Raw genomic sequence first — 14,591 nt, 5'->3', positions numbered from 1 at the left:
GGAAATGTGAGTGCAGGATAAGCAATTACAAGAATCTGAATATAAACAGTTCCGTGATTTTCTCGAGCTGCAATGTGGCATTGTGTTGGGCGAGAATAAGCAATATTTAGTTAAAAGCCGCTTAGGCCCGTTGATGCAGCGTTTTAATATTGCTACGTTGTCTGAATTAGTGGCTAAAACCATGAGCCCATTTGAGCGGCAATTGCGTTCAGCCGTTATTGATGCGATGACCACGAACGAAACGCTCTGGTTTCGTGATACCTATCCATACGAATTACTGAAGAACCAATTATTGCCGGATCTGGAAAAATCTTGCCGCAGTGTCAAAATTTGGTCAGCCGCTAGCTCGTCTGGGCAAGAACCTTATTCTATCTCGATGTCTGTACTCGAATATCAACAAAGCCGACCCTCTGCGTTTGCGGGGGGCGTAAGTATTCTTGGAACTGATATCTCAAATACCATGTTAGAACACTGCCAGCGCGCTGAGTATGATGGTTTAGCCCTAGCAAGAGGATTATCGCCAGAGCGTCGAACGCGATTTTTTGATGACAGTGGCAAAGGTATGATGCGAGTGAAAGAGGCAGTTCGAAAAAAGGTGAGCTTCCGTCATCTTAATTTGCTCGACAGTTATACGCTACTGGGTAAATTTGATATTATTTTCTGTCGTAACGTGCTGATTTACTTTTCACCTGAAGTCAAAATGAAGATTATTCGTCAGTTTGCACAATCGTTAAATAGCCGTGGTTATCTAATTCTCGGGGCGTCAGAATCCCTATCCAGTTTAAATGAAGATTTTGAAATGTTGCGTTGCAACCCTGGCATCATTTACCGTAAAAAAACTTAAACTTATCCCTCTTGAAATAATTTGGCCTATTCTTTGCATTCTCCTGTTGACAGTTCAACATGAGGTGGCAAAAAAATGGCAATCAGTTTTGATAAAGCATTTGGCATGCACCAACAGGCGCTGCTGGTTCGTGATCGCCGCGCCCAGGTGCTGTCAGAAAACATCGCTAATGCCGATACCCCTGGCTACAAAGCCAAAGATCTGGATTTTCAGCATGCGCTAGCGAATGCGCAATCTAGACAATCTCGCCCAATGAGCCGCACGCAAGAAGGGCACTTCCCTATCTCAACGCAGGTGCGTCAAGAAGTTAAATTTCGTAATCCCGATCAACCCGATACTGGCGATGGTAACAGCGTTGATATGCATCGTGAGCGTAATGCCATGATGCAAAACTCTATTGAATATCAAACCAGTTTGCAGTTTTTAAACAGCAGAATTAGTGGCTTGAAAAAAGCCATTGTGGGTACGGGGCAATAATTATGAGCTTATTTAAAGTGTTTGATATTGCGGGCTCCGGTATGACCGCGCAATCGGTTCGGATGAATACCACCGCCAGTAATATTGCCAATGCGAACAGCGTTAGCAGCAGTATTGATCAAGTTTATCGCGGTCGCCATCCCATCTTTGCCGCTGAGCTGGCCGAAGCGAGGCGGCAACAAGATGCCGGTAGCGGCGTAAAAGTGCTTGGCGTCGTGGAGTCTGATGCGCCACCTAATGTTGAATATGCACCAAATCATCCTCTGTCGGATGAAAACGGCTACATCTATAAGCCGAATGTCAACATTATGGAAGAAATGGCCAATATGATCTCGGCATCACGTTCCTATGAAACGAATGTGCAAACTGCCGATGCCGCTAAACAAATGTTGATGCGTACGTTACGTTTAGGCCAGTCTTAAGGAATAACACATGACAACGGTGAATAACAACAAAGCCTTAGACGGCATGTATTGGGATAACGGCAATAAAGTTCCCGATAAAAACAATGGTGCGTTAACCCAATCCGATTTTTTTGCTTTGCTGACGCAACAATTAGCTTATCAAGATCCGACCAAGCCGGTAGAGAACGATCAGATGATCGCGCAAATGACCAACTTTACCATGGCTGATGGCATCACGAAGTTAAACGAAAATTTTAGCAGTTTGGCGCAAAGTATGACGTCAAATCAAGCGTTACAAGCGTCCTCATTAGTTGGTCGCAGTGTTCTAACGCAATCTGAAGAGCTTGTTTTTACTGGTGAATCGTTATCTCGTGGTCAAATTACCTTAGACAATATTGCTGACAATATGAAAGTGATTATTACTAAGCCTAATGGTGAATTGGTAAATAGTTTTACAGTAGATCAACCGCAAATGGGTAAAAATGAATTTGTGTGGGATGGCTCGGGTCAAGCTGGCGAAAAAATGCCGCCGGGTGTGTATAACATCAAAGTAGAAGTGAGTGCCAGTGGTAAAACCGAATCCGTACCGGTGCAAGTTTATACCCCTGTCTCCAGTGTCAGCATGGGTAACAATGGTACGGGGATCGTATTGAATTTATTAGGCATTGGTGCAGTGAAGCTCGCCGATGTGTTAGAAGTCTCTTACAGTTAATACAACCGCTTAAGGTGAGGTAACATATGAGTTTTAATATAGCGTTAAGCGGTATTTCTGCCGCGCAGAAAGATTTAGACACCACAGCGAATAACATCGCCAACGTTAATACCACTGGATTTAAAGAATCTAGGGCTGAATTTGCCGATGTGTATGCCTCTTCGGTATTTCAATCAGGCAGAACAAAAGTGGGTGATGGGGTAAGAACCGCTGCCGTTGCACAGCAATTTCAACAAGGGGCATTACAATTTACCAATAATGCGCTAGATCTTGCCATAACGGGCGATGGTTTTTTTGTTACCGCATCTGAAATTGGCTCGCGTGACTATTCTTATACACGCGCAGGAGCCTTTAAATTAGATAGCAATAATTTTTTGGTCAATAACAATGGCGATTTTTTACAGGGGTATCCTGTAGACAGTTCTACCGGTTCAACCACCTCAGTGAGTTTAAGTACCACTAACCCAATACAAATCCCTACCACTGCGGGTGCGCCAAGTGCCACCAGTCAAATATACCTTTCAATGAATTTAGATTCACGGGCAGCAGTGCCTGCAGTGGGTTTTAGTGTGAGCGATCCTTCCTCGTACAATAGTACCACGTCAACGACGATTTACGATAGTTTAGGGCAGGCGCACATTGCCAGTGTCTATTTTACGCGAAATGCCCCGTTGACCGATAATAGTTGGTCAGTTTATGCCGCCTTTGATGGCACGGTTCTAAACAGTGGTTCGCCGATTTCTACCTTACAATTTACCCCTTCCGGTGTGCCGAATACGTTGCCTAACCCATTCGCGAATGGTGTGTTATCAGCTGGTGAGCTTAATGGGCTTCTTACAAATGGTGCGGTGTTTGACCAAAACGTGTTGTTGCGTTATCAGGATGAATCAGGCACCCGTAATCCTACGCAATATGCGTCAAATTTTGAGGTAGGCTCGTTAAGTCAAAACGGGACTACCGTTGGGCGTTTAACTGGGTTAGATATTGATGCAGGTGGTAAGTTGATGGCGACCTACTCGAATGGCGATCAACAATTTTTATCGCAAATTTCCATGGTACGTTTTGCTAATCCGCAAGGCTTGAGCCAATCAGGCAACACCTCTTGGCGCGCCAGTTTAGCCTCTGGTGAACCTTTGGCTGGTGAGCCCAATACCGGCACCTTTGGCAGTGTGCAGAGTTCGGCGTTAGAGCAATCTAACGTTAATTTAACCACGGAGCTTGTAGATTTAATTAGCGCACAGCGTAACTTCCAGGCCAACTCTCGGGCCTTAGAGGTGAACAGTTCGCTGCAACAGACCATACTGCAGATCCGATAAAGCTAATTTTTTTGGCGTAAAAACCACCGCAAGGTGGTTTTTTTATGCTCATTTGGGCTTATCAGGCCATCGTTATGTTGGCTAAATGTTGCTGCTTTTTCACTCTGGCATTGTTATTGCTTGTTCATTACTTAAGATGTGAAGCGTGACAATTTATCTGTTTTATAGCGAGGTTTACCATGGATCGTTTGTTATACATTGCCATGAGTGGTGCCAAAGAGAATATGAATGGCATTAGTGTTCGAGCAAATAACTTGGCCAATACGGGCACCGTAGGGTTTAAAGCCGACTTTGAACAGGCGCGATCCATGCAAGCTTTTGGCGAGGGTTTGCCGACACGTGTTTTTTCAATGACCGAGCGTCCTGGTCAAAACTTTGACAGCGGCGCCATGATCATTACCGAACGTGAGTTAGATATCGCGATTCAGGGCGACGGTTGGTTTGCTGTGCAAGATAAAGATGGCAACGAAGCTTACACACGAGCAGGTAATTTACAAGTATCAGCGACCGGCATGTTGATGACAGCAAGCGGTTTGCCCGTGATGGGGGATGAAGGTCCCATACAGTTACCTGTTCCCTTGGCGAAGATGGAAATTGGAATCGACGGCACCGTCAGCGCTAGGGCGCAAGGCGCGCCGGCAAACGTGCTAGAAGATGTTGGGCGTATCAAACTGGTAAAGCCAGAGCTGGTTGAAATTGAAAAGGGCAATGACGGATTATTCCGGCGTAAAGATGGCCAATTAGCCCAGGCCAGTGCCGATGTGACCTTATTAAACGGGGCTTATGAAGGCAGCAATGTAAACGCGGTAAGTGAAATGACCACCATGATCAGTTTACAACGTCAGTTTGAATTACAAGTGAAAATGATGAAACAAGCTGAACAAATGGATCAGCAGCAAAATCAGCTGTTAAGAATCATGGGCTAACCATTTGACGCGCATACTGAACTTTGTTCAGTGTGTTATGCAGGTAAGACATTACCACTAAGTTAATAGGGCTTATGCCCAGGAGGTACAAATGCATCCAGCATTGTGGATCAGCAAAACAGGGTTAGACGCCAAGCAGCGTGATATTTCGGTAATTTCTAATAACTTGGCAAACGCCAGCACGGTAGGTTTCAAAAAGAGTCGCGCGGTGTTTGAAGATTTACTGTACCAAAATATTAATCAGCCTGGTGGCCGTTCTTCGCAAAACTCTGAGTTACCAAATGGGTTAATGGTTGGTGCCGGTACAAAAGTTGTGGCAACACAAAAAAGCTTTACCCAAGGCAATATGATTACCACCGAAAATAGCTTGGACTTGATGATTCAAGGCCATGGTTTTTTTGAGGTGTTGATGCCTGACGGCACTATTTCATATAGCCGCAATGGTCAATTTACGGTAGATGGTGAAGGTAATATGGTGACATCAGGGGCTGGTTACCAAGTACAGCCCAATATTGTGATCCCTCCCGATGCTACCGCCATTATGGTCTCGCAAGATGGTGAAGTGTCGGTACGGTTAGCTGGGCAGGTAGAAAATGCTGTGCTCGGGCAACTTACCGTAACCAATTTTATTAACCCGGCCGGGTTAGAGCCAATAGGGCAAAATTTATTTACTGAAACGCCCGCCAGTGGTGCACCGGTGCAGGGGATCCCCGGTTTAGAGGGGCTAGGTATCATTGTCCAAGGCGCTTTAGAAACCTCGAATGTGAATGTAACAGAAGAGCTAGTCAGTTTAATTGAAAGCCAGCGAGTGTATGAGATGAATTCAAAAGTCATTTCAACGGTAGATCAAATGCTGGGCTTTGTGATTCAGCAGTTATAAGGTGGATAAAGGTATGCGTACGTTATGTTTGGTGTTATCTATCACAGCATTAGCAGGTTCGTTAACTGGCTGCGCGTCATTACAAGAAGCCAGAGCCGACGATCCTTACTTCGCGCCATTGCCACCTGTTGCGGCGCCTAGACCGATTGTTCGAAACGGCTCTTTATTTACGCAAAGCCATTCCAACAGTTTATATTCAGACAATAAAGCTCGGCACGAAGGCGACATTATTACGGTCGTATTACGTGAAAAAACGCAAGCATCAAAACAAGCGAAAACAGAAACTGCTAAAGACAGTAATGTCACCTTTGATCCCCTAAACATAGCGGGGCGCAACGCTTCTATAGGTGGCAATGTATTGCAGTTTGGTTCAAGCAGTAGCCAAGATTTTAGCGGTGATGCAAAGGCCGATCAGAGCAATAGCCTCGTGGGGGATATTTCGGTAAATGTGTTGCAAGTGATGGAAAATGGCAATCTGGTGATCCGTGGAGAAAAATGGCTGACGTTAAATACGGGTAAAGAATACATTCGATTAACAGGCGTTATTCGGCCACAAGATGTTGATGTAAACAATACCGTAGAATCGACGAAAATAGCCAATGCACGTATCGAGTATAGTGGTACAGGCTCCCACCATGGTGGACAATCGCCCGGTTGGTTAACGCGGTTTTTTAGTGGTCCTCTCTGGCCATTCTAGGAGTTAACGATGCGTACTATATTTACTGTGGTGATACTGATTTTACTCCTTTTGGTAAGTGTGAGTGTTGATGCGGCCAGAATTAAAGATGTGGCCGATATCGAGGGCGTGCGTAGTAACCAATTAGTTGGCTATGGGCTGGTGGTAGGTTTACCGGGGACCGGCGAACAAAGTACTTTTACTGAACAAAGCTTTCGCACCATGTTAGCCAACTTCGGTATTAATTTACCGGCTGGCTCGCGCACACAAATTAAGAACGTGGCAGCGGTGGCGATTCATGCAGAACTACCTGCGTTCGCCAAACCAGGCCAAACTATTGATATTACTGTATCTTCTGTTGGCAGTGCCAAAAGTTTACGAGGCGGTACTTTACTACAAACTTTTTTAACCGGTTTAGATGGTAATGTTTATGCGGTTGCGCAAGGCAGTTTAATTGTTAGCGGTTTAGGTGCAGAAGGCCTTGATGGTTCACGTATTCTGGTAAATACCCCAACCGTTGGCCGCATCCCAAATGGCGCAGTGGTAGAACGTGAAGTAGAATCGCCATTTGGTAATGGTGATTTTATTACCTTTAACCTTAAACGTCCTGACTTTACTACTGCCAAGCGGTTAGCTGAGGCCATAAACGGTTTTATGGGACCTGAGACTGCCTTTTCTCTTGATGCCTCTTCGGTAAAAGTGAGAGCTCCGCGCGACATTAGCCAGCGTGTGTCTTATTTATCTACACTAGAAAATTTAACATTTCAGCCTGCAGATCAGTCTGCCAAAATTATTATTAATTCACGAACTGGGACTATCGTTATCGGAAAAGATGTGCGTTTATTCCCTGCAGCCGTAAGCCATGGTGGACTGACGGTGAGTATTGAAGAGAATCCTATCGTTGTGCAACCTAATGCCTTAGCCGGCGGCGATACCGCAGTGGTGCAAGATAGCATTATTAATGTTAACCCCGAAAATTCGAGAATGTTTAAGTTTGATCCGGGTGTTACCCTAGATGAGTTGGTGCGCACGGTCAATGCGGTTGGCGCAGCGCCAGGCGATTTAATGGCTATATTAGAAGCGCTAAAAGAAGCCGGTGCCATCCACGGCGAGTTAGTGGTGATTTAATATGAACAGCGGCAAACTGCAGCACTCTTATCATGATCTCAATAGTCTGCAACAGATCAGAACAACTGCGCGGGGCGATAAAGCGGGCGGGTTACGGCAAGCGGCTGAGCAGTTCGAAGGGATTTTCTTCAATATGTTGCTTAAAAGCATGCGTCAAGCCAACGCGGCCTTTGAAGCAGAAGGATTGATGAATAGTCAGACTACCGAGTTTTATCGTGATATGCACGACAGCCAATTGGCCTCGGATCTGTCGCAAAAAGGGGCGCTCGGTTTAGCGGATTTGTTGGTACAACAGCTTGATCCTAGTGCTGCAGCAAAACCCACACAACGGCCCGAAACGTTATTATTACCTGGCCAGCTTGCGAGCGATTTAGCGCTACCTCAAGCGCAGCGCTATCAGCAGCAAACCGATTTAGAGCTTCTTAAAGCCCATGCTGCGCAGCAAGTCGTTCAAGCCGATCTTGTTCAACCGGGTAAACGTGACATGTCGCAGTTAAGTCCATTGCTCGAAAAATTACAGCAACAACGTGAGCGGGTGCAGGCCGAAAAAGTGGCAGCAGAACAAGCGGCTGCGCAACAGTTAGCCGCCCAGCAGCGTAAAACCGTTGAACCTGTGACTGAAAGTGCTGAATTTAAGAATGATTCTCCAGTGGAGTTTATTCGTAGCTTATTGCCTGCGGCACGCAAAGCCGCAAGTGCTTTAGGCTTAGATCCGCTGGCGCTGATTGCGCAAGCTGCGCTGGAGACCGGCTGGGGCAAGCGCATGATTAAAACCGCAACGGGTGATAATAGCTATAACTTATTTGGTATAAAAGCGAGCCGAAACTGGCAAGGTGATACCGCCGTGGTAGATACCTTAGAGTATCGGCAGGGTGTTGCACGAAAAGAACAAGCCAAGTTCCGCGCTTATGAATCGCCTGAACAAAGCTTAAAAGATTACGCCAGTTTTATCAGTAACAGTCTACGTTATCAACAGGCCGTTGCAGCCGCGCAAGAACCTGCCGCCTATTTTAGTGAATTACAGGCAGCGGGTTATGCAACGGATCCCAATTACGCGCAAAAAATTATGTCGGTGTTTAAGAGCTCTGCCTTTGAACAGGTAAGAGCCGAACTGGCCGCCTCACCTTCCACTACGTCGCAATCTGCTGCACAGGCGTTAACACCAGCACCGCATGCAGCAACGTCAACTATAACGTCGCAAGCGCGTGATGGAGTAAGCGTAGGGCAAAGTTCGATAGATCGTGTTCAAGCAGAAAATGCTCAAGATTTTCAGGCAACAGCCGAAGAATAGACAATACCCGTTAGCGGGTGTGCGGAGTAAGACATGAGTTTACTAAATATTGGAAAATCAGCAGTTCTAGCTAATAGCAATTTGCTGAACACAACCAGTAATAACATTGCCAATATTAATACCCCGGGCTATGTGCGTCAGCGCACGGAGTTTGTGGCTGAAAAATTCGGCCTAGGGGTAGGCCAGGGCACTACTGAGCGTTTAGTAAATGAATTCAGTCAAAAGCAATTGCGCCGCGATACCACCAGTGCGGCTTACAGCGCCCAATATTTAGCGGAAGCAAACCGTTTAGACGCGCTATTTTCCAATGCCGCGAACAGTATTGCCACGGGCATGAATAATTTGTTTCAACAGTTACAAACCGCTAATAATGATCCCACACAACTTTCAAACCGGCAATTAGTGATTGGCACCAGCCAATCACTACTCAATCAATTTGGCAGCATGTCTACCTTAATTGCTGATCAAGAACAGTTTTTAAATCAGCAAATGGATGTTTATGTAAAAGAAGTTAATGATCTTATTACGCAAATCTCCACTTACAATAATGATATTGCTTCCTATGGCAGTAGCTCTAGTCGACCTATTCCGTTGGATTTATTTGATAATCGCGATAGCGCGATTTTAAAGTTAGCAGAATATCTCGACATTCAGACCATCGATGCCAAAAGCGGTGAAAAGTTAGTGTTTATGGGCAGTGGCCAGGCGTTAGTGGTTGAACGAGGCCAGTTTAATCTATTGTCCCTGCGCGGCGATCCCGATCCTAACGATCGCACCATTGAGTTAACGTTACAAAGTAATGCTAACGTTAAGGTTGAACTGAGTGCGCAGGGCATTGGTGGTAAAATAGGGGCTCTTACTGATTATCGATTACAGGTAGTCAAACCGGTACAAAATCAGCTTGGTCAGCTAGCTTTAACTTTAGCCGACAGTATTAATAAACAAAATAAACTGGGCTTAACCCTTAACGGTACCATTGGCCAAGATTTATTTCGATTACCTGTTTCACAGGGACTCGCGTTTAGTAGCAATACCAGTAATGCCAATGTTCTAGTCGAAATCGAACCTGGGCGCGCTTATCAATTGCCACCCAATGAATACTTGTTAGAAGTGATCGATGCAAACACGATTACGGTAACCGCGTTAGACGACATGGGCCAACCAACCGCAAATAGTAAAACCCTGACCAGTGCTACAGGCTTTCCTGCAACCTTTAGTGCATCCAACACGAGTAATAATGATTTATTTGGTTTACGTATTCAAATTGGTGCGGCTGCACCGGGCGACCAGTTTGAGTTAAAGCCATTAAATGTGGCGGCTCGTTCGATGCAATTAGCCAGTACCCGAGCAGAAGACGTCGCGCTAGCGAGCCCAGTAAGGGGAGAGTTTACTGCCAGTAATTTAGGGAATGGCCGCGTTGAGGGGTTAGTAGTAAACAATACCAATCCTGCCACTTCGGCGTTTAATACATCATCGTTAAGTAATGGGCCTTTTACTGTAACTTATCAAGGTCAGGATAGTGCTACAAATGAATTTGTGTTTCGTATTACAGATTCGTCCAATACGTTACTAGGTGAAACGCGTTTTAGTACGAACAACTTTAATGGCGTACTAGAAAATGCTACAACTAATTTAAAGGCGCAATTGGGGTTTGATTTTAATCTTTCAGGGGTACCAAGACCTGGTGATACCTTCACGATAAACTTTAATACCAATGGTTTTAACGATAACCGTAATGGCTTAGCCTTATCGGCTTTGCAAGACGCTTCGTTGGTTAGACGCAGTGCAGAACCTTTCGGTTTAGCAGTCAGCCAATACAGTTTAAACCAAAGTTATGCGACTATGGTGGGCAACATTGGTGAACGAACGCGACAAGCTCGCACCGCTGATGAAGCGAATACCGCAATACTGGAGCAAACCACGCTCTGGTATGAATCCTTGTCTGGTGTTAATCTGGACGAAGAGGCTGCAAATTTAATTCGTTTTCAGCAAAGCTACGCTGCTGCCGCTAAAATATTGCAAACGTCGCAGACCATTTTTGATACTTTGTTGCAGTCAGTGAGGTAATAACATATGCGTTTAACCTTTAATATGCAGTTCAATCAGAGCCTAAACGGTATTCTGAACGCGCAGCAACGTATGTCGAAAGCAGAATCTCAGCTCAGTAAGCAAACGCGTATTTTGTCGCCGGCGGATGATCCGGCCGGTGCAGCAAAAGTATTAAGTTTGGATCAAAACAAAGCGCAAATTGATCAATATCAAACCAACAGTATTTTGCTAAAAAACAATTTAGGTTTGCAAGAGACCGTACTCACGAGCATGCGTACCTCTTATGATCGTATTTCTACGTTGGCGCAAGCAACCGGTAATGGCACTTATACCTTGGAGCAGCGTAAAGCGGTAGCGTTTGAGTTGCAAAATATTCAAACCGAGTTATTTGATTTAATGAACACACGTAGTGCTGATGGCAGTTATATTTTCGCCGGCTTTCAGGATAAAACGCCGGCTTACGTTCGCAATCCAGTCACCGGTGAGTTTGAATTTAAAGGCGATGATGGCAATAGAGCCATGCAAATTTCGCAATCGATAAGTTTACCGGGTAACGATAGTGGCAAAGCAATTTTTGATAGCGTGTTCACGCGTTTTTCTCCACAAGTGACAGCAGCGCCGGCAAATTCTACGACAACGGTAAGCAATCAAACGGCTTTTGATAGTTTTTATTTAAGTAATTTTGACAATCTAACCCCGACTAATAATCAGTTCAGTTTACAAATTGATGCTGCGTCAAATTATCAAATTCTGAGAAATGGCAATTCGTTAACGCCGCCAGTAGCCGGCGTGTACACACCAGGACAGAACATTGGTTTTAATGGCTTAGCCTTTCAGTTAGATGCTGCTACGCCAGTGCCTACGCAAGTTGATTTCGAGCTGCCAGCCCCAGAGCAAACCAATATTCTTAATACATTACAACGTTTTATTGAAACTTTAAATGATCCTAATACATTATCTGATTCTTTACAGTCATTTATATTGGACACATTAGAACAAACCCGAGTTACGGCTAACAATGTCGATAGTGCTTTAGCGAATTTAGGTGGTCGCTTAAATGTAGTAGACAGTGTGTTTAATACTAATGCAGATTTGCTTATAACAAATCAAAGCTACAAAGCTGATATTTCTGAGGTGGATTTAGCCGCGGCGTTAACCGAGATAAAACGACAAGAAGTGGCTTTACAAGCGGCCTCACAATCATTTACTAAAGTGAATGCAACCACCTTATTTGATTATATACGCTAATACTGAGGGCAGGTGACAAAGCCTGCCCTTAATCTACTGAAATACTGCAATAAAAAGTTTCTGAAAAAAAACTAAAGTTTCCCCGCACTGCGCCGATAAATAATTAACACGGCAAGAAACAGGCAATTCGAAGTCTACATTGCCTAAACCAGTTAAAAAGCGAGGAAAACATCATGGCTTTATTCGTAAACACTAATACCTCATCACTGAACGCACAGCGTCAGATGATCACTTCAGGTAATGCATTAGATACTGCATTTAAACGTTTATCTTCAGGTTTTCGGATTAACAGCGCTGCTGACGATGCTGCAGGTTTACAAATTTCAAACCGGCTAACAAGCCAAATTAATGGCTTAGACCAGGCAGCACGAAACGCAAACGATGGGATTTCCTTAGCTCAAGTTGCTGAGGGGGCTATGGATGAGATAACTACCTCATTACAGCGGATTCGTACATTAGTTATTCAGTCTGAAAATGGTATAAATAGTGCAGAAGATAAAAATGCTATACAAAAAGAGATTTCAGCTTTAAAGATTGAAATTACGCGTGTCGCAGATACTACAAAGTTTGGTGATCAACAGCTCCTTAATCTTAATTCAGCTGACACTGATGGGCAGTTTCGTTTCTTAGTTGGTGTTAATGGTGATACGCAAGATTACATCACTGTTAGTTTGGGTTTTGGAACAGCAGGTGGTTTTTCAACAGCTGGTTTAGATCTTGAAGATATTAGTGTAGCTGATGCAGCTCAGACAGGTTCGTCTATTTTAACTAGACTTGATGCCGCTATTAGTAATGTCGACGGTAAGCGTGCTGATCTTGGTGCTGTACAAAACCGATTTCAAGCCACTATACGCAACTTGACGAACATTTCTGAAAATGTCTCTGGCGCACGTGCGCGTATTCGTGACACAGATTTCGCAAAAGAAACTGCAGAATTAACTCGTGCACAGATATTACAACAAACTAGTCAGACAGTTTTAGCTCAGGCTAATCAGCGGCCGCAAGCAGCCTTAAGTTTACTTCAAGGTTAATAGCTCGCCGCCCTGAAGCAACAAGATTATTGCAGTAATCTTGCTTCTTGCCGGAACCGCTTCAGTGGAGTGACTCGCTTTAAAAGCTGCCTTACGGCAGCTTTATTAATTTAATTCCCACTTTAAAGACCTCACATTTAATATAAATTTTTAAAAAAATAATCAAAAAATCCTAAAGTTCTTATTAAGTCTGCCGATACAGTATGTAAGCCAAGTTGCAGCTTGGCTCAGCTAAACGGAATATCCGTATATTTAACTACAGTCTACGGCCAAGTTCGGTCTATGACTAAGGAGTGACTCATGGCTTTATTTGTCAATACCAATACATCCTCATTGAATGCTCAGCGCCAGTTAATGAATTCTGGTGGCTCATTGGATGTAGCGTTTAAACGTTTATCTTCAGGTTTCCGGATTAACAGTGCTTCTGATGATGCGGCTGGTTTGCAGATATCTAATCGTTTAACGAGCCAAATTAATGGTTTAGATCAAGGTGCTCGCAATGCTAATGATGGGATTTCATTAGCGCAAGTTGCTGAAGGAGCGATGGAAGAAATCACTACATCATTGCAGCGTATGCGTACTCTAGTTGTACAATCAGAAAACGGTATTAACGCTGACAAGGATAAAGTAGCAATCCAAAAAGAAATATCTGCGTTAAAAATCGAGATAACTCGTGTTGCAGAAACAACAAAATTTGGCGATAAACTGTTGTTGAATGAAGATGCTGCTGACGGACAGTTTAAGTTCTTGGTAGGTGTAAATGGTGATGATCAAGAATATATTACCGTAAGCTTAGGTAATGGTACTGGTGGTTTTACTGCAGCTGCTCTTGAATTAGATGATGTGGACGTATCAGGAACTGAAACTGGTTCTTCATTGTTGGCAAGTATAGACGCTGCTATTTCTACAGTTGATGCTAAACGAGCTGACTTAGGTGCGATTCAAAACCGCTTCCAGGCGACTATTCGTAACTTGACCAATATCTCTGAAAACGTTTCTGGCGCTCGTGCACGTATTCGTGATACTGACTTTGCAAAAGAAACAGCAGAGTTAACTCGGGCGCAGATCTTGCAGCAAACGAGCCAAACAGTATTAGCGCAGGCTAATCAGCGGCCGCAGGCAGCGTTGTCACTGTTAGGTTAATTTTGGTGGATAAGCGCCAAACAAAGATGCTATCTTTGTTTGGCCTTACGTTTATGAGGGTACATTATGAATACCATGCCCAATATCTCCAGCAGTTCCGCAATGCTGCCAGGAATTGAGAATAGTGCAGCAGCGAATATAGTTGCATCTTCTAACAAAGTATCTAATGACACAGTTACACCAAAAGTAACTGAAATTACGTCAGCAAAGCCGACTCAGGTGCAAGTTGAAGAAGCTCTAGATATTGTTAACAAAGCTGCAATTTTTGAAGAGCGCTCCTTGTCGTTTAAGATGGATGAACAATCAGGACGATCTATAATTAAAGTGATGGATAAAACCAACGATCAGGTTATTCGACAAATACCATCAGAAGAGTTACTGAAAGTGGCTCAAGATATTAAACGCTTACAAGAGGAAATGGGTCAATCTTTAGGCGTGTTGATCGATCGCAAAGTGTAAAGTTAAA

Annotated in this window: 15 protein-coding genes; all 15 read left to right on the top strand. The window is 44.2% G+C overall.

Going from position 1 to position 14,591, the window contains the following annotated elements:
* Window positions 1-10: 10 nt before the first annotated feature.
* The 15 genes from IE070_RS09950 to IE070_RS09880 all read left to right on the top strand — a co-directional run bounded on the left by IE070_RS09950 (window position 11) and on the right by IE070_RS09880 (window position 14,584).
* Window positions 11-844 carry a CheR family methyltransferase gene (locus IE070_RS09950; RefSeq protein WP_189482996.1) on the top strand — a complete coding sequence of 278 codons (834 nt, stop codon included), beginning with the start codon at window positions 11-13 and terminating at the stop codon, window positions 842-844.
* A gap of 75 nt (window positions 845-919) precedes the next feature.
* Window positions 920-1,321, top strand: coding sequence for a flagellar basal body rod protein FlgB (flgB, locus tag IE070_RS09945; RefSeq protein WP_189482994.1), 402 nt, complete (start codon window positions 920-922; stop codon window positions 1,319-1,321).
* Window positions 1,322-1,323: 2 nt separating this feature from the next.
* Window positions 1,324-1,743 (top strand): flagellar basal body rod protein FlgC, encoded by a 420-nt coding sequence (gene flgC, locus IE070_RS09940; protein WP_189482992.1) that lies wholly within the window; start codon window positions 1,324-1,326, stop codon window positions 1,741-1,743.
* Between the two features lie 10 nt (window positions 1,744-1,753).
* Window positions 1,754-2,437, top strand: coding sequence for a flagellar hook assembly protein FlgD (locus IE070_RS09935; protein ID WP_189482990.1), 684 nt, complete (start codon window positions 1,754-1,756; stop codon window positions 2,435-2,437).
* 26 nt (window positions 2,438-2,463) lie between these two features.
* Complete coding sequence (flgE, locus tag IE070_RS09930; protein WP_189482988.1) at window positions 2,464-3,753, top strand: flagellar hook protein FlgE; 1,290 nt, start codon at window positions 2,464-2,466, stop codon at window positions 3,751-3,753.
* A gap of 179 nt (window positions 3,754-3,932) precedes the next feature.
* Window positions 3,933-4,679 carry a flagellar basal body rod protein FlgF gene (locus IE070_RS09925; RefSeq protein WP_189482986.1) on the top strand — a complete coding sequence of 249 codons (747 nt, stop codon included), beginning with the start codon at window positions 3,933-3,935 and terminating at the stop codon, window positions 4,677-4,679.
* Window positions 4,680-4,770: 91 nt separating this feature from the next.
* Window positions 4,771-5,559: a flagellar basal-body rod protein FlgG gene (flgG, locus tag IE070_RS09920; RefSeq protein ID WP_189482984.1), complete on the top strand. Its 789-nt coding sequence runs from the start codon at window positions 4,771-4,773 to the stop codon at window positions 5,557-5,559.
* A gap of 13 nt (window positions 5,560-5,572) precedes the next feature.
* A complete protein-coding gene (flgH, locus tag IE070_RS09915; RefSeq protein ID WP_189482983.1) occupies window positions 5,573-6,256 on the top strand; it encodes a flagellar basal body L-ring protein FlgH in 684 nt (227 codons plus the stop codon).
* Window positions 6,257-6,265: 9 nt separating this feature from the next.
* Window positions 6,266-7,363 carry a flagellar basal body P-ring protein FlgI gene (locus IE070_RS09910; protein WP_189482981.1) on the top strand — a complete coding sequence of 366 codons (1,098 nt, stop codon included), beginning with the start codon at window positions 6,266-6,268 and terminating at the stop codon, window positions 7,361-7,363.
* Between the two features lies 1 nt (window position 7,364).
* Window positions 7,365-8,654, top strand: coding sequence for a flagellar assembly peptidoglycan hydrolase FlgJ (flgJ, locus tag IE070_RS09905; RefSeq protein ID WP_189482979.1), 1,290 nt, complete (start codon window positions 7,365-7,367; stop codon window positions 8,652-8,654).
* A gap of 33 nt (window positions 8,655-8,687) precedes the next feature.
* Window positions 8,688-10,721, top strand: coding sequence for a flagellar hook-associated protein FlgK (gene flgK, locus IE070_RS09900; protein ID WP_189482977.1), 2,034 nt, complete (start codon window positions 8,688-8,690; stop codon window positions 10,719-10,721).
* A 6-nt stretch (window positions 10,722-10,727) separates the two neighbouring features.
* Entirely contained in the window at window positions 10,728-11,951 is a 1,224-nt protein-coding gene (gene flgL, locus IE070_RS09895; protein WP_189482975.1) for a flagellar hook-associated protein FlgL, read from the top strand.
* A gap of 173 nt (window positions 11,952-12,124) precedes the next feature.
* Window positions 12,125-12,982: a flagellin N-terminal helical domain-containing protein gene (locus tag IE070_RS09890; RefSeq protein ID WP_189482973.1), complete on the top strand. Its 858-nt coding sequence runs from the start codon at window positions 12,125-12,127 to the stop codon at window positions 12,980-12,982.
* A gap of 300 nt (window positions 12,983-13,282) precedes the next feature.
* Window positions 13,283-14,125 carry a flagellin N-terminal helical domain-containing protein gene (locus IE070_RS09885; RefSeq protein WP_189482971.1) on the top strand — a complete coding sequence of 281 codons (843 nt, stop codon included), beginning with the start codon at window positions 13,283-13,285 and terminating at the stop codon, window positions 14,123-14,125.
* A 66-nt stretch (window positions 14,126-14,191) separates the two neighbouring features.
* Window positions 14,192-14,584, top strand: coding sequence for a flagellar protein FlaG (locus tag IE070_RS09880; protein WP_189482969.1), 393 nt, complete (start codon window positions 14,192-14,194; stop codon window positions 14,582-14,584).
* Window positions 14,585-14,591: the final 7 nt, after the last annotated feature.

The organism is Alishewanella tabrizica (assembly GCF_014652375.1).
Lineage (GTDB): Bacteria > Pseudomonadota > Gammaproteobacteria > Enterobacterales > Alteromonadaceae > Alishewanella > Alishewanella tabrizica.
This window is presented reverse-complemented; position numbering and strand designations above follow the sequence as displayed.